We start from the raw sequence: 20,537 nt of genomic DNA, 5'->3' as shown, positions 1-20,537 counted from the left end.
TGGATTCCCCTTGAGAATTATTGGTTTGGATGCGCGCGTTCGATGCAGGCTCACGCGCTTTCCAGTTAGTCAGGGCGCGGTGCTGGGAGTTCTTGCAAGCTCTCGCGCCCGCACGGCGCCTTCTTGCGATAAACCAGGCGGCAGGCGGGTCCGGCGAGTAAAGGGCGTCGCGTTGTCGCAGGCCTGTGTTCGGCTCGATCGTGGCGATTGTGAGGCGCGCGGCACGGTACGGGTACGCGCGGTGCTCTACAATGAAATCATGCTCCTGCAATCGGAGGCCACCGTGATCGAGAACTTGATATTGGGCGTCTTTCTGGTCATTCCGCTGCTGATCGTCGCATTTCTTTTCTCCGACGAATTGTGGCAGGAACACCGGCACCTGCACGACATGCGTCCGATGCCCGTGAAACCGCGTCGCATCGACTGGCGGCATCCGCTGCGCCGCTCGCGGCATCGTCTGTGACACGTTGCGTTCGCCAGCGGATTGCCTCTCCTGCGTGCTGCACTGCACGAATCGACCAACATGGCGGCCGATTGAGCAGGGGATTCGTGTGCAAGGGGGTTTGGTGGTCGTCTGCTAAAAGCGTTGCCGCCGTGTGCCAACGCCGCATCACCATCGTCGTCGTCCGCCGCCGCATCACGGCCGACACCGTACCATCGCTAGGAAATGAAACCCGCCGCGTGCGGGTTTTTTAACGCGCGCCGTAAGCGCAGCGGTCAGGCAACGCGAAAGCGCGCCAATAAAAAAGCCTGCCGTTTCGGGCAGGCCAAAAGAGATCCACACTCAATGCCTTGTGGGTACAAGGCAAGTACCAGTCTAGCCGCGCGGCACGCACCGCTGGTTTCAGCGGCTTTTACACATATTACGGCGCATGACGGCGCGCAGAACCGCGCCGCGCGCCGCCTCAGTCGGCGCGCCAATGCGAGCGAATGCGTTTGGCGAGCGCTTCGAGCGTGTCCGCGTCGGCAACATCGCGCGCATGCATGCGCAGCGGCTGGCCTTCCCAGCGCGGGATCACGTGAAAGTGCACATGCGGCACCGTTTGTCCCGCAGCGGCGCCATTGAATTGTCCAATGAACACGCCATCCGGCCGCAATGCGGCGCGCACCGCAATCGCGAGCTTCTGTGTCATGCGCATGCACGCCACCGTCGAAGCATCCGACAATTCAAAAATCTCCGCGGCGGCTTCCTTCGGCACCACCAGCAGATGGCCGTCGGCTTGCGGCATGAGGTCCATGAAGGCGAGGGCGGCATCGGTTTCGGCCACCTTGATGCAGGGTAGTTCGCCACGCAGAATCCTTGCGAAGGGATTGCTGTCGTCGTAGTTCATCGCGTTCCTCTCATGGTGGATGGTCATATCGGGTAAAGCGCTGTTGCCGATATTGTCCACCACATGTGTTACATCACGCGCGCCGCGCGTTTGATCGCTTGCGGCGGCTGACCATACGCGCGCAGAAAGGCGCGCCGCATCCGTTCGGTATCGACGAAACCGGTTTCCGCGGCTACCGCCTCCATGGAATGGCGGCCCGCTTCCAGCATGGCGCGCGCGGCTTCGACGCGCAATGCCTCGATGGCTTTGGCCGGCGATTGACGGGTTTCGTCGCGAAACGCGCGGCTGAACTGGCGCGGGCTGAGATGCGCGACGTCGGCGAGCTGTTCGACCGTCAACGGCTCGCGCAGATGGCTTTTGGCGTAAGAGAGCGCGTTCTGGATGCGGTCGGATTTCGGCTCCAGGTCCAGCATGGCCGAGAACTGGGACTGGCCGCCAGTGCGGCGGTGATACACCACGAGCTTCTTGGCGATCGCGCGCGACACCTCCATGCCGAGATCGTTTTCAACGAGCGCCAGACACAGATCGATGCACGCTGTCATGCCGGCCGACGTCCACACCGACCCGTCGATGATAAAGATGCGGTCCTCGTCCACGCGCGTTTGCGGAAAGCGCCGCTGCAGATCGCGAGCGTGAATCCAATGGGTCGTGGCGTGGCGGCCGTCGAGAATCCCGGCCTCGGCCAGCACGAACGCGCCGGTGCAGATGCTGGCGGTGCGTCGCGACGCGGCGAGCGCCTCGTTCAGAAACGCCAGCAATCCCGGCGACGACGGCGCGATCTGCATCGCGCCAGTGACCACCACGGTGTCATACGCCGGATCGTCGAACGGGCGGGTGGCGATCTCCACGCCCGCCGAGCTGCGCACCATGCCGCCATGCTCGGAAATGACCTCCACGTCGTACTCAGGTTGGCCGGCCTCCAGGTTGGCCAGCTCGAAGATCGAGACCGCGACCATATCGAGGATCTGGAAGCCGGGAAAAACCACCACGCCGACGTGTCTCATTGCGATGTCCTAAAACGAGGTAAATACGACATTTGAGACAACAGGCTACGCGCCTAGACTTGCTTCGTCAACACCGCAATACCGCAAACAACGGCGCGGTGGCGGAGGTTTCCCGGTTTTCCCATTCATTCATCGGACAGGGCACAGGCGCGAGGCGCCACGCCCGCAAGGAGAGATTCAAATGGCAACGCAAGCAGGCAAAGGAACGGCATTGGTGACGGGCGCATCGTCGGGGATCGGCGCGGTGTATGCGGACCGCCTTGCGCGGCGCGGCTACGACCTGATTCTGGTGGCGCGCGACGTCGAGCGGCTGAACAGTCTGGCCGATCGTCTGAAGACGGAAACCGGCCGCCATGTCGAGACGATCGGCGCGGACCTCACCGTCAAAGCCGACGTGCGCCGCATCGAAGAACGGCTGCGCGCGGACCGTGGCATCACGATGCTGGTCAACAACGCGGGCGTCGGCGCGACCGCCTCGCTGATCGACTCGAACGTGGACGAGCTCGAAAAAATGATCGACCTGAACGTGACCGCGCTCACGCGTCTGACGGCAGCGGTCGTGCCGGGCCTGGTGGAGCGGGGTAACGGCATCGTGATCAATATTTCGTCGATCGTGGCGCTGTCGCCGGAAACGTTGAACGGCACTTACAGCGGCACCAAGGCCTACGTGCTCAACCTGACGCAGTCGCTGCATCACGAAGTGGGCGGCAAGGGTGTGCAGTTGCAGGCGGTTTTGCCGGGCGCGACCAGCACCGCATTCTGGGACCGCGCGGGCCTCGCGGTCGAACATCTGCCGCAACAGATCGTGATGACCGCCGAAGACATGGTGGACGCCGCGCTCGCCGGCCTCGACCAAGGCGAACTGGTGACGATTCCGTCGTTGCCGGACGCGGCGGACTGGGAGCGCTTCAACAGCGCACGTCAGCAGCTGCAGCCGAACCTGTCGCACAAGCTGCCGGCCGCACGCTACACGAGCGGCGCCGCTACGGCATAAAGCTGAGCGGGCGGAAAGCCTTAGCGCCAGTCAGTCGACACGTCGTCGGGATCGACCAGCGTCAATCCCGACGACGGCAGCGGCAGCGCCGTCTTGTAACGCACCTGCTTGAGCGCAAAGCTCGAGCGAATATTGGAGATGCCCGGAATCTTCGTCAGATGATCGACGATGAAGCGCTCCAGCGTCTGCATATCCGGCATCACCACGCGCAGCAGATAGTCGGCGTCGCCCGTCATCAGGTAGCACTCCATCACCTCGGGACGCTCCGAGATCGCCTGTTCGAAGCGCAGCAGCGCGTCTTCCACCTGCTTTTCCAGACTCACCTGAATGAACACGTTGATGCGCAGCCCGAGCGGCTCCGGGTTCTGCAACGTGACCTGCTGCTTGAACAGACCGAGCTTTTCGAGCGCCCGCACGCGGTTGAAGCATGGCGTGGGCGAGAGGTTCACCGAGCGCGCCAGATCCGCATTGGTAATGCGCGCGTTCTGCTGCAACTGGCTCAGGATGCCGATGTCGATGCGGTCGAGCCGCCTGGGTGGCGTGGTCATAGATGAAATATTCCATCGTAATGGCGAAATTCGGAATAAATAGCCTATCGCAGCGCGGGATCACAAGCAAATGAGACGCTCATTTTGTGGGCACATGGTTACCATTGACTCACTCGATCTTGAACCGAACGCGTCGATGCGGGAGTGGTGCCATGACGGATTTGTCCAGCGGTAGCGAGCAGTTGAAGTCGTTGAATGCGCAGCGTGTTGAAAGCGCGGAGCAGGCGGACACCGATCCGCAGGAAACCGCCGAGTGGCTGGAAGCGCTCGACGCGGTCGTCGCGCATGTCGGCCGCGACCGCGCGCAGTTTCTGTTCGACAAACTTGCGAGCCATGCGCTTTCGCTGGGTGTTGAATCGGCGCGCACCAACGTCACGCCGTACCAGAACACGATCCCGTTCGAGCAACAGCCGCGCTATCCGGGCAATCTCGAACTCGAAGAACGGCTCGCCGCCGCGCTGCGCTGGAATGCGCTCGCAATGGTGGTGCGCGCGAACCAGGCCTACGGCGAACTCGGCGGGCATATTGCGAGTTACGCGTCGGCGGCAGAGCTGTTCGAGGTCGGCTTCAACCATTTTTTTCGCGCGGCCGCACCTGGCGGGGAAGACGGCACGGGCGACCTCGTTTACTTCCAGCCGCATTCGTCGCCGGGTGTTTATGCGCGGGCTTACCTCGAAGGCTTTCTCTCGGAGGAAAACCTCCAGCACTACCGTCGCGAGATCGGCGGACCGGGCTTGTGCTCGTATCCTCATCCGTGGCTGATGCCGGACTTCTGGCAGTTCCCGACCGGCTCGATGGGCATCGGCCCGATCAACGCGATTTATCAAGCGCGTTTCATGCGCTACCTGGCCAATCGCGGCCTCGTGCAAACAGAAGGCCGCAAGGTGTGGGGCTTTTTCGGCGACGGCGAAATGGATGAGCCGGAATCGACCGGCGCGCTTTCGCTGGCCGCCCGCGAGGGGCTCGACAACCTCGTGTTCGTGATCAACTGCAATCTGCAGCGGCTCGACGGTCCGGTGCGCAGCAACGGCCGCATCATCGATGAACTGGAAGCGCACTTCATCGGCGCCGGCTGGAACGTGATCAAAGTGGTGTGGGGCTCGGACTGGGACGCGCTGTTCTCGCGCGACCGCACCGGCGCCTTGCTGCGCGCGTTCGCGCATACCGTGGACGGCCAGTTCCAGACCTTCTCTGCCAACGACGGTGCGTACAACCGCGAACGCTTCTTCGGCCAGAATCCGGAGCTTGCCGCGCTCGCCGCCCAATTGAGCGATGACGACATCGACCGCCTGCGCCGTGGCGGCCACGACGTGCGCAAACTGCACGCGGCCTACGCGAAGGCGCTCGACCATCGCGGCCAGCCGACGGTGATTCTCGCGAAAACGATGAAGGGCTTCGGCATGGGCACGTCGGGCCAAGGCCGCATGACCACGCATCAGCAAAAGAAACTTGGCTTCGACGACCTAAAGGCGTTTCGCGATCGCTTCCGCCTGCCGCTCACGGACGAGGACGTCGAACAGGTGAAGTTCTACAAACCCGCGGAAGACAGCCCGGAAATGCAATACCTGCATGCACGGCGGGCGGCTCTCGGAGGCTATCTGCCCAGAAGGCGGAGAGTTGCATCGAAGGGGCTGACCGTCCCGCCGGTGTCCTCCTGGGGGCAATTCGCGCTGGACGCGAACGGCCGCGACATGTCCACGACAATGGCGCTGGTCCGCATGCTGACCGCGCTGCTCAAGGACGGGGAAGTGGGCCCGCGCGTGGTGCCGATCGTCGCCGACGAGGCGCGCACCTTCGGCATGGCGAACATGTTCCGCCAGGTCGGTATCTATTCGCCGCTCGGGCAGTTGTACGAGCCGGAAGATCTCGGCTCGATGCTTTACTACCGTGAGGATACGAAAGGCCAGATTCTGGAAGAGGGCATTTCGGAAGCCGGCGCGGTGTCGTCATGGATCGCAGCGGCGACGTCGTACAGCGTGCACGATCTGCCGATGCTGCCGTTCTACATCTACTATTCGATGTTCGGCTTCCAGCGCATCGGTGATCTGATCTGGGCTGCGGCGGATCAACGTGCGCGCGGTTTCCTGATCGGCGCGACGTCGGGCAAGACGACGCTCGGCGGCGAGGGGTTGCAGCATCAGGACGGCTCGAGCCATCTGGCGGCATCGACGATTCCGAACTGCCGCGCTTACGACCCGGCGTTCGCGTACGAGGTTGCCGCGATCGTCGACGAGGGTATGCGGGAGATGGTCGAGCAGCAGCGCGACGTGTTCTATTACGTCACGGTGATGAACGAGAACTACGCGCAGCCTTCGGTGCCGGGCGGCGACTTGCCGGCGTTGCGCGAAGGGATTCTCAAGGGCATTTATCCGCTGGCGGCGCAAGCTCAGGGGCAGGGGGCCACGCAAGCTCGGGTGCAATTGCTCGGCGCGGGTGCGATTCTCGGTGAAGTGATTGCGGCTCAGCAGATGTTGAAGGACGACTGGCGGATCGACGCTGCGGTGTGGAGCGTGACGAGCTTCACCGAGTTGCAACGCGACGGCATGACGGCAGAACGGCTCGCGCGTCTTGGCGAAGCGGCTTCGGCGCCGTACGTCACGCAAGCGCTCGAAGCGTCGCAAGGCCCGGTCATCGCCGCCACGGATTATGTTCGTGCCGTGCCCGAACTGATTCGCGCATACGTGCCACGCCGTTATGTGACGCTCGGCACCGATGGTTTCGGCCGCAGCGACACGCGTCAGGCGTTGCGCGAATTCTTCGAAGTGGACCGCAAGGCGATCGTGATCGCCGCGCTGAAGGCGCTGGCCGACGAGGGCGCCATCGACGCAAGCGTGCTTGTTGAAGCACGCAGCAAGTACCTCGGCGACGCAGCGGTCGGCGCGGCGTCCTGGCAATGCTAGAAAAGCGCATGCGTCAGAAACCGACTAACGCACTGCTGCTATCGCTGCAAATGAAAACGCGCCCTGCAAACGGGCGCGCTTTCATTGCACGGTAGTAGAACCGCATCCGCAACGATCAATCGCTGACCGCCACCTGATTCTTCCCATCCCGCTTCGCTCGATACAGACCGACGTCAGCCGCTTCGATCAGCTTCGTCACCGGCTCGGCGGCCGAAGGCACGAGCGTTGCCGCGCCGATGCTGATCGTCACGCCGCCGGTCGCGGAGCCCGCATGCGGAATCGCCAGCCCCTCGATTGCAATGCGGATCTTTTCCGCGAGCAGACGCAAGCCGCCCGCCGACGTGCCCGGCACCACCACCGCGAACTCTTCGCCACCGAAGCGCGCCGCGAGATCGGCCGAGCGTCCGAGGCACGATTCGACGGTTTGCGCGACCCGCTTGAGCACTTCGTCGCCGGCGACGTGCCCGTAGGTATCGTTGTACGCCTTGAAGTTATCCACATCGATCATCAGAAAGCCGAGGCCGGTCTTGTCGCGCGTGCTGCGACGCCATTCGGCAGCCAGATATTGATCGAGGTAGCGGCGATTCGACAGGCCCGTCAGGCCGTCCGAATGCGTGAGCCGCTGCAACTCCAGATTCGTCGCGAGCAATTGTTGCTGCGATTGACGCAGCGCCTTGTAGGCCTCGTCGCGTTGAATCAGGTTCAGATACGAGCGCGAGTGATAGCGGATGCGCGCGATCAACTCAATGCGGTCCGGCAGCTTCACCAGATAATCGTTGGCACCGGCGGCGAAGGCCGCGCTTTTCACGAGCGGCTCTTCCTTGGTTGACAGCACGATGATCGGAATGTCGCGCGTCGCCGGATTCTGCCGGTATTGGCGCACGAGGGTGAGACCGTCCGTGCCCGGCATCACGAGGTCTTGAAGGATCACCGTCGCACGCGTTTCCGCAGCGCAGCGCAGTGCGTCTTCAGGCGACGCGCAGTAGTGAAAGTCGACGCTCGCTTCGTCGGCCAGCGCCTGGCGAATCGCCTCGGCGATGATCGCCTGGTCGTCGACCAGCAACACCATGATTGGGCACTCCGCCGCGGGCGGATTGCCGAGGATGCGCGCCAGAGCGTCATCGATCGCGAGATTGGGAGCGTCCGCCGCGTCCGACGCGAAGTCCTGCGCGGCGGTGTTCTGATGCGGTTTAGGAGTGTCCATGTTGTTCAGCCAGAATGAATGTGAGTGAATCGAAGCGGCTCATAGGCGGCGAGTGAGCGGCTAGCGCGAGTTGACCGCCGTCGCAAGTGCGGCGGCGATGCGCGGCAACGGCAGGATCGCGGCGGCGGCGTCGAGCGCCGCGGCCGCTTTCGGCATGCCATACACGGCGCTGGTCGCCTCGTCCTGCGCGATCGTGTGATAGCCCTTGGTGCGCATCGCCTTGAGGCCGATCGCGCCGTCGCGGCCCATGCCGGTGAGCAGCACGCCGACCGCGCGCGCCGGCCAGCGCGCCACCACGCTGTGAAAAAACACGTCGACGGAAGGCCGGTAAGGCGTCTCTTCCGGCACGGGCGTGTAGCCGAGCACGTTGGGCAATTTCAGATGCAGATGATCGTCGGTGGCGGCGAGCAACGCGACGCCCGCTTGCGGCCGGTCGCCTTCGCGGGCGATTCGCACGGGCAACGCCGATTGCTGGTTCAGCCAGTCCGCCATGCCGGCGGCGAACGCCGCATCGACGTGCTGCACGATGACGATGGCCGCCGCAAAATCTTTCGGCAGGCCGGCGAGCAACGTGGCAAGCGCCGCCGGGCCGCCCGCCGATGCGCCGATCGCCACTAGCGGCGTGTCGCGGCTCGTCAAGCAGGCGGGCGTTGCCGCGGCCGCCGCGCCGGGCGCGTTGCGTTCCTTGACGAGCGCCGCGATGCGGTCGATCTTCGCGATCAGCGTGGCGATGCTCTTGTGCGCATCGGGACCGTTCAGCGAGGGCGTATCGACGGCGTCGAGCGCGCCCGCCCCCATCGCTTCATAAACGCGCCACGCGTTCGCGCCCACATCGACGGTAACGATCAGGATCGCGCAGGGCGCGCGCGCCATGATGCGGCGCGTGGCCTCGATCCCGTCGACGTTCGGCATCACCAGATCCATCAGCACGATGTCGGGCCGCTGCGCGGTGCAGAAATCGACCGCCTGCTGGCCGTCCTGCGCGATCCACAGCACCTCGAAGTCGTGGCGCGCCGCGAGCGCTCGACGCAGCGCCTCGACGGCGAGCGGCATGTCGTTGACGATTCCGATTTTCATCCGTTTTACCCGTAGGTTTAACCGTAAGCTTCGCCGATCAGATCACGCACCGCATCGAGCAGTGCTTCGTCATGAAAACTGCCTTTCGCCAGATAGTAGTCCGCGCCCGCGTTCAGGCCGGCGCGGCGGTCCTCTTCACGGTCCTTGTACGACACGATCATCACCGGCAGCGACTGCAACTGCGGATCGCGTTTGATGAGCGTGACCAGCTCGATACCGTCCATGCGCGGCATGTCGATATCGGTGATGACGAGGTCGAAGCGCTCGCCGCGCACGGCGTTCCAGCCGTCCATGCCGTCGACGGCGATCGTCACGTCATAACCGCGCGTGGCCAGCAGCTTGCGTTCGAGTTCGCGCACGGTGAGCGAATCGTCGACCACCAGCACGCGGCGCGTGGCGCGCTGCGCCGCGTGCGCGACGCCGTGTTGCGTGTGCTTGAGATCGCCGCCCGCGACGAGCCGTTCGACGGAGCGCAGCCAGTCGTCGACGTCGGCGATCAGCACCGGATCGCCGTTCTCCATCAGCGCGCCGGCGGTGATGTTGCGGATTTTGCCGAGACGAGGATCGAGCGGTTGCACCACCAGCATCCGCTCGCCGAGAAAACGGTCGACCACCACGCCGTAGGTTTGCGGGCCGTCGCCGATCACGATCATGCTGACGGTGCCGCTTTCATCCGCGGGCGGCGCGGTGTCGAGAATCTGATGCGCAGTGACCACGCCGATGCGCCGGCCGGAAAACGCGATGTGCTGATGACCTTCGAGCAACTCGATCTCCGCGCGGCTCACGTGCAGCGTGCGGTTCACATGCGCGAGCGGCACCGCGTATGGTTCGCCCGCGACTTCGACCAGCAGGCTGCGGATCACCGAGAGCGTCAGCGGCAACTGCAATTGGACGCGCGTGCCGAGGCCGGGTTCGTGCGTGATTCGCACCGTGCCGCGCACGCGTTTGACGACGTCGTGCACCGCGTCGAGTCCGACGCCGCGGCCCGAGACCTCGGTCACCTGATCGCGTAGCGAGAAGCCCGGCAGGAACAGGAATTCGAGCAACTCGGCTTCGGACAGACGCGCGGCCGTTTCGTCGCTCGCGAGTTTCTTGCGGACGATCGACGCGCGCAAGGCGTCGAGGTCGATGCCCGCGCCGTCGTCGGAAACGGTGATGAGCAGCGCGCCGGCTGTGTGACGCGCGTCGAGCGTGAGCGTGCCTTCTTCCGGCTTGCCGCACGCGAGGCGCACGGCGGGTGTTTCGATGCCGTGGTCGAGCGCGTTGCGCAGCATATGGCCGAGCGGCGCTTCGAGCAGATCGAGAATGTCGCGGTCCACCTGAGTCGATTCGCCGACCAACTGCCAACGCACCTTCTTGCCGAGCGAACGCGCGACGTCGCGCACCATTCGCGCGAGTCCGCCGGTGCCGTCGCCGAATGGGCGCATGCGGCATTGCAGGGCGGCGTCGTAGAGTTGCTGCGACAGATGGGTCGAGCGACGGTCGAAGCTTTCCAGATCGGCGAGACGTTCGGCCAGCAGATGCTGCGATTCGGCGGTGAGGCGGCGAACTTCTTCAAGCGCGGCTTGCGCGCGCGGATCGAGCTTGAGGTCGGCGAGCGTTTCGTGCAGTTGATCCAGCGCGCGAGTGCTGTCGCGTTGGACTCGCTTGACGCGCAGCATCGATTGCGCGAAAGGTTTTAGCCAGCGCGATTCGACCAACGATTCGCCGGATAGCGACAGCAGGCGGTCGAGGTTGTCGGCGCGTACGCGCAGCATGCGACCGGGTTCGGTGGTTGTGGTGCTTGTGCCTCGCGCGCTGTTCGACGCGGGTGTCGTGGCAGGCGTACTGTCCGGTGCGGGCGGTGGCGCGGTGGAGGCCGGTGTCTCTTCGGCGCGCAGCGCATCGGCTAGCAGATCGAATGCGACGTCCGGGTCTGCGTCTGCGTCCGAACTTGAGCCCGAAGGTAGCGAGGCGACTGAGACCGTTGGCGGTTCGGCTGCAGTGCTGCGCACGGGTTCAAACGGCGCGGCTGCCGGCGGCGCCACATTCCGCCGCACCGCCACGCCATGCGGCACCACGCCCGCCATACGCGCCTGCAACGACGCGACACATGTGCCGACCGCGTCACGCGCCGACTCGTCTTCATCATTGCCGATGCGCGCGACGATATCCACCCCGCGCAGCAACTCGTCGATCCATGCGGCGTCGAGCAACGCACGCTCTTCCTGCGCGGCGACGAAGCAATCTTCCATGGCATGCGCGAGTTCGACACCGACCTGCACGCCGACGATACGCGCCGCGCCCTTCAACGAATGCGCGGCCCGCATGCAGGCCTCGAGCGCACCGGCATCGCGCGGTGCACGATCGAGCGCGAGCAGGCCATCGTTGAGCACGCGTGCCTGCGTGCGCGCCTCCTCGCGGAACAGATCGATCAGCGACGGGCGGCGTGGATCGTCCGTCATCCGAGACTCCGGTTCAAGGTATCGAAGAGTGCGTCGGCGTCGAGCAGGCCGACGCTCATGCCGCGCCACGGCGCGACTGCGCGCGTATGCGCGGCCGCCGCTTGCGAAAGCGTGGCGGGCGGCGGGCAAAAACTGGCCGTCGCAATCCGGTGCACGCCGTCGACCTGATCCACCGGGAACACCGCGTGTTCTTCAGCGCGCGAGACCACCAGCAAACGCGGCAGATCGTGACGCGCGCGATCGTCGCGTGTGGCGGCGTCGGCTTCGAAACCGAGCAGGTGCTCGAGCGACAGACACACCAGCAACTCGCCTTGCACATTCACCACGCCCAGCACCGCGCGATGCTGCCGATGCGGCAACGTATGAATCGGCCGCGTCTGCACGATGCGTTTGAAGATCGGCGTGGGCAGCGCCAGCCATTCGTCGCCGATGCGAAAAACGAGGAACGATTCGCTCGCGCCTTGCACATTCTGCTGCGATTGCACCGGCGCGCGCAGGTCGTGCTGCGAGAGATCCACCGACGGAATCGGCCGTTCGAGCAGTTTGGCCGCGGCCGTTTCGAACACCGGGCAATTCAGGCAGCGCACGTACTCGACAAGGCGCTCGCACGACGAATCGCCGCGCACGCCGATACGATTCCAGCAATCGTCGAAGGTCACCGTCTGCGTGTCAGCCACGTTGCGCTCCCTGTGCGCGCGACACGCGTTGCATTAGCAGGCGTGCGCCGTCGCGATCGCCTTCGAGTTCGAGCAAGGTCGCGAGATGCGCGAGCGCTTCCGCATGCTGAGGGTCGAGATACAGCGCCTTGCGATACTGGCTGCGTGCGAGGTTCGCATCACCGTTGGCATCTGCCAGGACGCCGAGCAGATAAAACGCATCGGCGTGCGGGGCGTGGTGTTCCAGATGGGCGTTGATCGCCGTGGCGGCTTCCGCGAGGCGGCCGGCGTCGGCTAGTGCGTGCGCGGCTTTCAATGTGTCGCGTGCCGCGCTGGCCGGCGGCGACAGCGGGTTGTGTGCCGGCGGTGGAGCGGGCGTCGACGTCTCGCGCATGTACGGCGCGACGCTGTCACGCGGCGTGAACGGCGTCACACCCTTGAACGGCGTGCGCGCAACCGGATCGGGCCACGCAAAAGGCTGCGCGGAAAACACGAGTGGCGGAGCAAGCGCCGGCACCTGTGAACGCGTCATCGCGAGCGCGGCAGCAGTGGCGAGCGGCGCAGTGTGCCAGCTATTCAACTGCGCTTCCTCGGGCGCGCCGCGATGAAACGCGAACGCCAGTGGGATCTTCGCGGACTGCATGCCGTAACGCATCAGCAGCCCGGTTTCCGCGGGGCCGACGAACAGCGTGCCGTTTTCGGCGAGCACGCTATTGAGCGCCTGCAAGGCTTTTTGCTGCGCGTCGCGGTCGAAGTAAATCAGCACGTTGCGGCAGAACACGAAGTCGTAGACGCCAAGCGACGATGCATCGAACTGCATCAGATTGGCGCGCGAAAAACGCACTGCGTCGACCACGCGCGGCGCGAGACGCCAGCCGTCTTCGGTGCGCGTGAAGTGCGCGTCGCGAAACGGAAACGCATTGCCGCGAAACGAATTGCGTCCGTAGACAGCGCGTTGCGCGACGGCGAGCGAACGGTCGCTGATATCCATTGCGTCGATGCGCAACTGCGCGGCGTCGATGCCTGAGTCGAGCAGCGTCATCGCGATCGTGTACGGTTCTTCGCCGGTCGAGCAGGGCAGACTCAGGACGCGTAGCGGCAATGCGTTACCGCGCTCGGCGAGACGCTCATGCGCGAGCCGCGCGAGTGCCTTGAACGCGTCGGCGTCGCGGTAGAACCAGGTTTCCGGCACGACGACCGTTTCGATCAGCGCCTGCACCATCGAAGGCGAACATTGCGCGGCTTCCCAATAGTCGGCGAGCGTGGCTTCGGCGTGACCGTCCGCACACCACGCTGCCGCGCGCTGGTCGACCGCGCGCTCAATCGCACTATGGCCGAGCGATGCCGCATCGAGCCCGATGGTCCGATGCAACAGCTCCGCAAAGCGTCGATAGAGCGGTGCGTTGTCGTGCTGCGCGTTCATGCGTGCGCCTCGGGAAAGAGGAGCGCTTTGACGTCGTCGGGCAGCAGATGCTCGACGCGGATCCACTGCACGAGGCCACCCGCTTCACTCGCGACCGGGCCGAGATAACGCGCGTGCGGCATGTCGAGACCGGCATCCTGAAACGCCGCCACATCCAGACGAATGGTGCGCGTCGCGCCTTCGAGCAGCAGCGCGAGCAAGCGCGTCGTGCCGGGAAGCGGATAGCGCACCAGCACGATACGCGTCGACATCAGTTGCGCGGCGGGACGGCCGAGCGCGAGTGCCGGCAGATCGATCAACGGCAGCGGCGCGCCTTCGTGATCGAGCACGCCCGCCACCCACGACGGCGCGCCGGGGATTGTCTTCGGCGGCGACTGCGGCGTGAGCGGCATCAGACGCTCCACCTGTGTCGCGTCGATCACATACCGTTCGCTATCGAGCGTGAAGAGGATGAAGAGCATCGACGTGTGCGTGGGCGGTGGAAGGGCGTGCGAGTGTCGGCTTCGATCAGCGCGCCGTGGCGCGTCAGGCCGTCACCTTGAAGCGCGACACGCCCGTGCGCAGACTGTTGGCGACGTGCGTCAGATCGTCGATCGCCTGGGTCGACTGACGCAGCGATTCCGCCGTCTGCTGGGCGGCCTCCGAGAGCTGCGTCAGCGCCTGGGTGATCTGCTCGGCGCCGGTGGCTTGCGTCTGCATGCCTTCGTTGACCATCGAGAAGCGCGGCGCGAGTTGCTGCACCTGCTGGATGATCTGCGTGAGATGGCCGCCGACGTTCTGCACATCGAGCATGCCGCGCCGCACTTCTTCGGAGAACTTGTCCATGCCCATCACGCCGGCGGCCACTGCGGACTGGATCTCCTTGACCATCTGTTCGATGTCGTAAGTCGCCACGGCGGTCTGATCGGCGAGGCGGCGGATCTCCGTTGCCACGACCGCGAAGCCGCGGCCGTATTCGCCGGCTTTCTCCGCTTCGATCGCCGCGTTCAGCGAGAGCAGGTTGGTCTGGTCCGCGACCTTGGTGATGGTGGCGACGACCTGGTTGATGTTGCTGGCCTTCTCGTTGAGGATTGCGAGCTTCGCGTTGACCGAGCCGGCCGCTTCCATCACGAGACGCATGGTTTCTTCCATGCGCGCGAGACCGGCGTGGCCGGTGCCCGCGAGCGCCGCCGACTGGCCGGCCACTTCCGAGACTTCGTTCATGGTGCGCAGCAGGTCGCGCGAGGTCGCGAAGATTTCACGCGAGGTCGCGCCGATCTCGGTGGTGGTGGCGGCGGTTTCGTTCGCGGTGGCTTGCTGCTCGCGTGAGGTCGCGGCAATTTCCGTCACCGATGTCGTCACCTGTACCGCCGATTTTTGCGCCTGGCCGACCAGCGCGGTGAGTTCGTCGGTCATGCGGTTGAAGCCCGCTTCGAGCGCGCCGATTTCGTCGGCGCGATTCAGTTGCAGGCGCTGGGTCAGGTCGCCCGTGCGCATCACGTCGACGACTTGCAGCACTTTGGCCATCGGCGTGGTGACGGCGCGCAACAGCCAGTAACCGGCTAGCACGGCGACGACGACGGCGATCAGCAGCATCACCAGCATCACGATGCCGGTCGTCTCGACCGAGTTGCGGATGCTTTCAGCGGCCTGGTCGGCATAGCTCTTGTTGTCGTCGACCAGCTTGCGCACGGAGAGGCGGCCGGTTTCCCAGAGCGGCGTAAGTTGCGCGTTGAAGATGCGCTCGGCGTTGTCTTTCGATGCCGGCAGGTTGTCCAGCACCGAAGCCTGGATCGGCAGGTACTGCGCCTGTTGCTGGCGGAAATCGTTGAAGACCTCACGATCGACGTCGCGGACGATGGTCACGCCGTAGTCGTTGATAAGCTTCTGAAGCGTTTGCTGGGTTTCCTGCAAACGTGCGGTGTCGCGCTTGACGGAATCGGCGTCCGCGTCGACGTAGATGAGGCGTTGCGTGACGCTGTAGTTCTCGAACCAGGCCGCACGCATCGCGGTCGCGTAGTAGAGGCCGGGCATCGAGTCCTGCTGCTGGCTCTTCGCGTCGCGATCGATGCCGCCAAGCTGCTGGAAGGTGACGATTGCCATTGCCAGCATCACGATCAGCACGATCCCGAAGCTGCACAGAATCCGTTGCCGGATGGTCCATTGTTTCACGCGCACGCCCCTTACTTTTTTCGCTTGTCTCGACCCGTGTTGTCGACGTGGTCCGATCCTGCGATCGACGGGCCGGAGAGCTTGGCGAGTTGCCGGATTTATCCGACAGGTTATGCGGCGGATTTTACATTGATCGGTGGAATGGGGTAGCGGGTATCAGGCTGGATTGCGTGGAGGTGCCAGTGGTAGCGCTTGCGCGCGCATTGCCCCCGCAACGCCGCGTGCCGCGTTACATGGGTAATGTCCGGTTACCACTTGCAGCATCTATTTCTGCGCGCGCCAGCCACAATCTGTTCCATGCCTGAACGGCGGGGAGTCAAACATGAAAAAGATCGCAGTGGCGTTGGTGATGGTGGGAAGTCTGAGCGTGGCGGGTCAAGCGTCGGCGCACGGTAATGGCGGCGATGTCGTCGGTGCGCTGATCGGCGGCGCCGTGCTCGGGGCGGTGGTGACCTCGGCGCTGAATCCAGCGCCGGTGGTGGCTTACCAGCAGCCTGTGTATGCGCAGCCGGCGTATCAGCCCGCGCCGGTCTATGCGCAAGCGCCGCCGGGATACTGCTATGACCAATACCAACGTGCCTATGTGGCGTGCGGTGCGCCCCCGCAGCAGCAATACGGGTATCCGCAACCGCAGCCGGGTTGGTAATCAATCGTGGAGCGCGCGCATCTTTGCGCGCGCCACAGGCAAAAAGGCCGTCGTGTTAAGCGACGGCCTTTTCATTTCAAATGCGCGACTCAGTGCCTGTGATGCAGCCACTCCGCATAGTGAGTGTCGAGCCAGCGCTCGAGTCTTTGCGGCTTTGTCTTCTGGTGGTAGTGGGACGCGGCCCAGATAGCGACGCCGACCAGCAGCATGACAGCAGGCCCCAGCAGATAAGCGATCAACGATTCAGACATGGGAGCCTCCGTATCGAGTTGCGTCCACCCTACAGTTTAGGCGATGAAACGCGGGAGAAAAGGTCCATGTGATGCGATTTTGGCGGATGCTCATCCGTCCGTTATTCCTCACCTTTGAAACCTAGTGAGAAATTGAATTTACTATTTTGAACAATTAGTTGAGTTTGGAGTGATGGGTTTTGTGTACCATCATAATCTCTTGTTTCAAGGGCTAGGCACCCGACGCGGCCCGTTCAGGGCGTGCTGGTCGCCGCTCTACGTGCGCCTTCGATCTGCGCGTCCACAAAATCCGCCCATTGCTGCATGCCCCGACGCTGCTTCGCGTCATTTTCCGCGCTCGCGTCTTGCTTGATACGCTCGGGCATCTCAGCCGCACCCCGGTCTATTTCGCTCGAAGGCTGCGCGATCTCGCGTAGGTGCGCCGTTGCCGTGCGCCGGAAGTCATGCAGGACGAAATGCTCCACGTCGAGGCCGAGCGCCTTGACTGCCTGATTCAGCGTACTTTTGGCGATCGGCCGATCGTCGCCCCTGACGCTCGGGAATACGAACTTTCGGCTGGCCCGCGCTTGGTAAAGCTCGCGCAGCATGGAGACCGCCTGCTGCGAAAGCGGCACTTGCCGATCACGATCCTTTTTCAGACGCCCAGCGGGTATCGTCCATAGCGCTTTGTCCAGATCGAATTCGGCCCACGTCGATTCGACCAGGTCCGATTTGCGAACCATCGTCAGCACGAGCAAGTGCAGCGCCAATTTCAGAGGCCGACGAATGCTCGATGCGTCGATCGAGCGAAACATGGTGCCGATCTCGTCGCCCGAGAGCACTCGGGTGCGGCTGTCGAACGTGGCGATGGAGCGCGCCGGCACGACCTCGGCCGGGTTGCTGGCCGCGAGTTGACGGGCGATCAGATACTCGTAGAGACGCTTGACGACATTGCGCGTATGCAGCGCCATTTTCGGCGAACCGCGGCTTTTGATTCTGTCGCATATCGCAACGATGTCGTCGGCGGTGACGGCTTTGATCGGCATGTGGCCAATGGCGGGTAAAACATCCTTGTCGAGCGCGCGGCGCGTGGTGCGCCGGTATTCCTCCGACTTGCCCGCCATTTCCGTTGCGAGATAAAGCTCGGCGGCTTCGCGCAGGACATCGGCTTTGCTTTCCGCGCCGCGATCGCGCCGCGCCGTGGCGACCGGCGAGATGCCTTGCGCGACCATCTCCGCATATTTCTGTGCTTTGGCCCGCGCGACGCGCAGCGAGATCATCCGGTAGTCGCCGATCGTGGCGAGCGGTTGGCGTTTGCCGTTCAACGTGTAGCGGAAGCGCCAGATCTTGGTGCCGGTCGTCATGACCTCGATGACGAGGCCGCTGCCGTCAGCGACGCAATAACGGGTGGCGCGCGGTTCGAGCGCGCGGATCTGAGCTTCGGTGAGGGGGACGGCTAAGCGGGGCATGCTCGGATCGCTGATAGGCGGACAGCTGCGATTTTAAACCTTATGGAGTCTGTGTACCAAAGATTTGGCGAATTTTGGGTCAACGCAGCGGGATTCTTTGCTCGCAAATCTGTGGTTTGATTTACTCAGAAAGCCTTTATGGATATAACCTCAGAGCCCAATTCCCCAATCCCCGCTCACTTCCCAATACAGAACCTGCTAAAAATCACTCCGAGCAGGTCATCCGAACTAAATTCACCAGTAATCGAATTCAACTGATCCTGCGCGAGCCGCAGTTCCTCAGCGAACAAATCAAGCGCCTGCGAGTTCTGATCGGCGTGCGCTGCCGCAGTCGCCAGATGCTCCTCGGCGGCGCGCAGTGCAATCAGATGCCGCTCGCGCGCCAGATACACGCTTTCCGCGCCCGCTTGCCAGCCGGCGATCCGCAGCAACTCGTCGCGCAACAGCGCAACACCATCGCCCTGTTTCGCCGACAGCCGCACTTCGCTCAGATCGAGGTCTGCGTCGAGCGCCTGCGTCGTCGGCGCGAGGCCGGTCAGGTCCGTCTTGTTCAACACGCGCACCACCGGCACACCGCCCGGAAAACGCCCGGCGATCGCCTCGTCTTCAGCGGTCATGCCGGTGCGCGCATCGAGCAGATGCAGCACCACATCAGCGCGCTCGATTTCGCTCCACGTGCGCGCAATGCCGATCTTTTCGACTTCGTCCTCGGTATCGCGCAGGCCGGCTGTGTCGATCACGTGCAGCGGAATGCCTTCTATCTGAATCGTCTGCGCGACCTTGTCGCGCGTCGTGCCGGCGATCGGCGTGACGATGGCCAACTCCGCGCCGGCAAGCGCGTTCAGCAGCGACGACTTTCCAACGTTCGGCTGCCCGGCCAGCACCACCGAGAGTCCTTCGCGCAACAACGCGCCTTGCCGTGCCTCGCTCAGCACGTGCGCGAGACGCTCGCGTATGCGCGTGAGCTTGCCGCGAGCGTCGGCGGCTTCGAGGAAGTCGATTTCTTCTTCGGGGAAGTCGAGCGTCGCTTCGACCAGCATGCGCAGCGTGATCACGTCTTCGACCAGCGCGTGAATGTCGCGCGAGAACGCGCCGTCGAGCGAGCGGCCCGCCGAACGCGCGGCAGCCTCGGTGCTGGCCTCGATCAGATCGGCAACCGCTTCGGCTTGCGCCAGATCCAGCTTGTCGTTGAGGAACGCGCGGCGCGTGAATTCGCCCGGTTCGGCCAGACGCAAACCGAACGCGCGGCCGGCATCGATGCAACGCTGTAGCACGAGTTGCAGCACCACCGGACCGCCGTGGCCTTGCAGTTCGAGCACGTGTTCGCCGGTGTAAGAGTGCGGCGCCGGAAAGTACAGCGCGATGCCGCGATCGAGCGCATTGCCGCTGGCGTCGAGAAACGGGACGTAGCTCGCATGGCGCGGCGCGAGTATCTGGCCGGTGAGCGTCTGCATCAGCGGCTGGGCGGCCGCCTCGCCCGCGCGGCCGAACGAAATCCGCACGACACCGATCCCTCCACGGCCGGGCGCGGTGGCAATGGCGACGATCGGATCGGAATCGGTGGTGAGCATAAAAAGCGTGGCAAAAACGGAGAGGAGGGCAGGGCGGCGCCGGGCAGCGTGGCGCGAGGCATTGTAACGCGGGCGCATCCGGCGACCGTGTCGCGAGGTTCTGATTGATGGCGGAAGCTGCATTATCCAAGCAGTTGGGATTTATCTCAAACAAGCTAGGATTACTACTGCGCTTCCTCAGACTAAATAGGACGCTGTAGGACGGTGAGATCGCGAACAGGCGCACCGGATAAGGAAAAAACACCAAAAAATACAAATTCCGCCGACGCTTTACCCAAAGCGCACTACAAGCTAAAAGTATCTCAAATACGCTAAAACTAAACTTGCCCGGTTGTCAACTGGTTGGACGTTGAATTGCACAATCCGGCTCATGCCGACCAACAAAGAAAAAGCCGCCTTCGCCAAACGGTTGAAGGACCTGCTGGAGCCGCTCAAGATTCGCGGCGGGACCAAGCTCGCCGAGCAATTCAATCTGCGCTACCGAGGCGAGCGCGAAGTGACGCCGCAAACCGCTCACAAGTGGTTATCCGGTACGACGATTCCCAAGCCCGATAAGTTGCGTACGTTAGCCGAATGGCTGAACGTCAAGGAGCATTGGCTGCACTACGGACCGTCGCCGGGCGTGAACGCCAGGCCGCTGGCGCGTGGCGAGAAATATCCGCCGTCGGCTGAAACGATCGAGCTCGCTTCCAAGATCGAGTCGCTCACGCCGAAAGACCGCTTTCTGGTCGAAGAGATGATCGTGCGTTTTTACGGCGAAGACGCGGAAGAAGAGTAACGGCGGCATCGCGTGAAGCGTTTACCCGCGAGCATCAAAAAAGCCGCCCGGTGCAAACCGGGCGGCTTTTCTTTTGCCGCTGTACCAGCCAGCTTTGGCTGGAATCAGAGC

General features: G+C 63.7%; 18 protein-coding genes. 5 read left to right on the top strand and 13 right to left on the bottom strand.

From position 1 onward, the window contains the following. The first annotated feature begins 10 nt into the window (after positions 1 to 10). Positions 11 to 463: a hypothetical protein gene (locus P0D80_RS13915; protein WP_408284577.1), complete on the top strand. Its 453-nt coding sequence runs from the start codon at positions 11 to 13 to the stop codon at positions 461 to 463. A gap of 442 nt (positions 464 to 905) precedes the next feature. Here P0D80_RS13915 and P0D80_RS13910 read toward each other — a convergent pair whose 3' ends face one another. Together P0D80_RS13910 and P0D80_RS13905 are read right to left on the bottom strand one after the other, a co-directional pair. Further along, positions 906 to 1,331 carry an HIT family protein gene (locus P0D80_RS13910; protein ID WP_106284957.1) on the bottom strand — a complete coding sequence of 142 codons (426 nt, stop codon included), beginning with the start codon at positions 1,329 to 1,331 and terminating at the stop codon, positions 906 to 908. 68 nt (positions 1,332 to 1,399) lie between these two features. Further along, on the bottom strand, positions 1,400 to 2,335 hold the full coding sequence (locus tag P0D80_RS13905) for a GlxA family transcriptional regulator (protein WP_408176307.1): 936 nt from the start codon (positions 2,333 to 2,335) through the stop codon (positions 1,400 to 1,402). A gap of 181 nt (positions 2,336 to 2,516) precedes the next feature. Here P0D80_RS13905 and P0D80_RS13900 point away from each other — a divergent pair, with 181 nt between their 5' ends. Beyond that, positions 2,517 to 3,329 carry an SDR family NAD(P)-dependent oxidoreductase gene (locus P0D80_RS13900; RefSeq protein ID WP_408176306.1) on the top strand — a complete coding sequence of 271 codons (813 nt, stop codon included), beginning with the start codon at positions 2,517 to 2,519 and terminating at the stop codon, positions 3,327 to 3,329. Positions 3,330 to 3,349: 20 nt separating this feature from the next. Here the strand turns inward: P0D80_RS13900 and P0D80_RS13895 are convergent, their stop codons facing one another. After that, positions 3,350 to 3,877 carry an Lrp/AsnC family transcriptional regulator gene (locus tag P0D80_RS13895; RefSeq protein WP_408284572.1) on the bottom strand — a complete coding sequence of 176 codons (528 nt, stop codon included), beginning with the start codon at positions 3,875 to 3,877 and terminating at the stop codon, positions 3,350 to 3,352. A gap of 152 nt (positions 3,878 to 4,029) precedes the next feature. On the opposite strand from P0D80_RS13895, the gene mdeB reads away from it, so the two are divergent. Beyond that, on the top strand, positions 4,030 to 6,777 hold the full coding sequence (gene mdeB, locus P0D80_RS13890) for an alpha-ketoglutarate dehydrogenase (protein WP_408284570.1): 2,748 nt from the start codon (positions 4,030 to 4,032) through the stop codon (positions 6,775 to 6,777). A 115-nt stretch (positions 6,778 to 6,892) separates the two neighbouring features. Here the strand turns inward: mdeB and P0D80_RS13885 are convergent, their stop codons facing one another. From P0D80_RS13885 to P0D80_RS13855, 7 genes are all read right to left on the bottom strand, one after another. Next, entirely contained in the window at positions 6,893 to 7,981 is a 1,089-nt protein-coding gene (locus P0D80_RS13885; RefSeq protein WP_408176303.1) for a diguanylate cyclase, read from the bottom strand. Positions 7,982 to 8,041: 60 nt separating this feature from the next. Next, on the bottom strand, positions 8,042 to 9,058 hold the full coding sequence (locus tag P0D80_RS13880; RefSeq protein WP_408284564.1) for a chemotaxis response regulator protein-glutamate methylesterase: 1,017 nt from the start codon (positions 9,056 to 9,058) through the stop codon (positions 8,042 to 8,044). A 17-nt stretch (positions 9,059 to 9,075) separates the two neighbouring features. After that, positions 9,076 to 11,502 (bottom strand): hybrid sensor histidine kinase/response regulator, encoded by a 2,427-nt coding sequence (locus P0D80_RS13875; RefSeq protein WP_408284561.1) that lies wholly within the window; start codon positions 11,500 to 11,502, stop codon positions 9,076 to 9,078. Then, positions 11,499 to 12,179: a chemotaxis protein CheW gene (locus tag P0D80_RS13870; RefSeq protein WP_408284558.1), complete on the bottom strand. Its 681-nt coding sequence runs from the start codon at positions 12,177 to 12,179 to the stop codon at positions 11,499 to 11,501. The genes P0D80_RS13875 and P0D80_RS13870 overlap by 4 nt, the downstream gene beginning before the upstream one ends. Next, positions 12,172 to 13,581: a CheR family methyltransferase gene (locus tag P0D80_RS13865; protein WP_408284555.1), complete on the bottom strand. Its 1,410-nt coding sequence runs from the start codon at positions 13,579 to 13,581 to the stop codon at positions 12,172 to 12,174. The genes P0D80_RS13870 and P0D80_RS13865 overlap by 8 nt, the downstream gene beginning before the upstream one ends. Next, positions 13,578 to 14,042, bottom strand: a complete 465-nt coding sequence (locus tag P0D80_RS13860; protein ID WP_408284553.1) for a chemotaxis protein CheW — start codon at positions 14,040 to 14,042, stop codon at positions 13,578 to 13,580. Before P0D80_RS13860 ends, P0D80_RS13865 begins: the two co-directional genes overlap by 4 nt. Positions 14,043 to 14,106: 64 nt before the next feature. Next, positions 14,107 to 15,732 (bottom strand): methyl-accepting chemotaxis protein, encoded by a 1,626-nt coding sequence (locus P0D80_RS13855; RefSeq protein ID WP_408176295.1) that lies wholly within the window; start codon positions 15,730 to 15,732, stop codon positions 14,107 to 14,109. A 322-nt stretch (positions 15,733 to 16,054) separates the two neighbouring features. Between P0D80_RS13855 and P0D80_RS13850 the strand changes: the two genes are divergently transcribed. Further along, on the top strand, positions 16,055 to 16,378 hold the full coding sequence (locus P0D80_RS13850) for an ecotin precursor (RefSeq protein ID WP_132376462.1): 324 nt from the start codon (positions 16,055 to 16,057) through the stop codon (positions 16,376 to 16,378). Between the two features lie 89 nt (positions 16,379 to 16,467). Here the strand turns inward: P0D80_RS13850 and P0D80_RS13845 are convergent, their stop codons facing one another. From P0D80_RS13845 to mnmE, 3 genes are all read right to left on the bottom strand, one after another. Next, the gene (locus P0D80_RS13845; RefSeq protein ID WP_012434883.1) at positions 16,468 to 16,629 is read right to left on the bottom strand and encodes a hypothetical protein; all 162 of its coding nucleotides are present in this window, start codon (positions 16,627 to 16,629) and stop codon (positions 16,468 to 16,470) included. 233 nt (positions 16,630 to 16,862) lie between these two features. Continuing rightward, positions 16,863 to 18,077, bottom strand: a complete 1,215-nt coding sequence (locus P0D80_RS13840; protein ID WP_408176294.1) for a tyrosine-type recombinase/integrase — start codon at positions 18,075 to 18,077, stop codon at positions 16,863 to 16,865. A 176-nt stretch (positions 18,078 to 18,253) separates the two neighbouring features. After that, a complete protein-coding gene (gene mnmE / locus P0D80_RS13835; protein WP_408284548.1) occupies positions 18,254 to 19,648 on the bottom strand; it encodes a tRNA uridine-5-carboxymethylaminomethyl(34) synthesis GTPase MnmE in 1,395 nt (464 codons plus the stop codon). 370 nt (positions 19,649 to 20,018) lie between these two features. On the opposite strand from mnmE, the gene P0D80_RS13830 reads away from it, so the two are divergent. Further along, a complete protein-coding gene (locus P0D80_RS13830) occupies positions 20,019 to 20,426 on the top strand; it encodes a transcriptional regulator (protein WP_012434886.1) in 408 nt (135 codons plus the stop codon). Positions 20,427 to 20,537: the final 111 nt, after the last annotated feature.

Origin of the sequence: Paraburkholderia sp. RL17-373-BIF-A (genome assembly GCF_046030175.1) — a bacterium.
In the GTDB taxonomy this organism is placed as follows: domain Bacteria; phylum Pseudomonadota; class Gammaproteobacteria; order Burkholderiales; family Burkholderiaceae; genus Paraburkholderia.
Note: the sequence above shows the minus strand (reverse complement) of the source record. Positions and strands in the feature narration are given on the sequence as shown.

Bases quoted from the DNA above. Each gene is read 5' to 3' on its own strand.
- P0D80_RS13910 (WP_106284957.1), bottom strand. From the start codon at position 1,331: ATGAACTACGACGACAGCAATCCCTTCGCAAGGATTCTGCGTGGCGAA.
- P0D80_RS13905 (WP_408176307.1), bottom strand. From the start codon at position 2,335: ATGAGACACGTCGGCGTGGTGGTTTTTCCCGGCTTCCAGATCCTCGAT.
- P0D80_RS13900 (WP_408176306.1), top strand. From the start codon at position 2,517: ATGGCAACGCAAGCAGGCAAAGGAACGGCATTGGTGACGGGCGCATCG.
- P0D80_RS13895 (WP_408284572.1), bottom strand. From the start codon at position 3,877: ATGACCACGCCACCCAGGCGGCTCGACCGCATCGACATCGGCATCCTG.
- mdeB (WP_408284570.1), top strand. From the start codon at position 4,030: ATGACGGATTTGTCCAGCGGTAGCGAGCAGTTGAAGTCGTTGAATGCG.
- P0D80_RS13885 (WP_408176303.1), bottom strand. From the start codon at position 7,981: ATGGACACTCCTAAACCGCATCAGAACACCGCCGCGCAGGACTTCGCG.
- P0D80_RS13880 (WP_408284564.1), bottom strand. From the start codon at position 9,058: ATGAAAATCGGAATCGTCAACGACATGCCGCTCGCCGTCGAGGCGCTG.
- P0D80_RS13875 (WP_408284561.1), bottom strand. From the start codon at position 11,502: ATGACGGACGATCCACGCCGCCCGTCGCTGATCGATCTGTTCCGCGAG.
- P0D80_RS13865 (WP_408284555.1), bottom strand. From the start codon at position 13,581: ATGAACGCGCAGCACGACAACGCACCGCTCTATCGACGCTTTGCGGAG.
- P0D80_RS13860 (WP_408284553.1), bottom strand. From the start codon at position 14,042: ATGCTCTTCATCCTCTTCACGCTCGATAGCGAACGGTATGTGATCGAC.
- P0D80_RS13850 (WP_132376462.1), top strand. From the start codon at position 16,055: ATGAAAAAGATCGCAGTGGCGTTGGTGATGGTGGGAAGTCTGAGCGTG.
- P0D80_RS13845 (WP_012434883.1), bottom strand. From the start codon at position 16,629: ATGTCTGAATCGTTGATCGCTTATCTGCTGGGGCCTGCTGTCATGCTG.
- P0D80_RS13840 (WP_408176294.1), bottom strand. From the start codon at position 18,077: ATGCCCCGCTTAGCCGTCCCCCTCACCGAAGCTCAGATCCGCGCGCTC.
- mnmE (WP_408284548.1), bottom strand. From the start codon at position 19,648: ATGCTCACCACCGATTCCGATCCGATCGTCGCCATTGCCACCGCGCCC.
- P0D80_RS13830 (WP_012434886.1), top strand. From the start codon at position 20,019: ATGCCGACCAACAAAGAAAAAGCCGCCTTCGCCAAACGGTTGAAGGAC.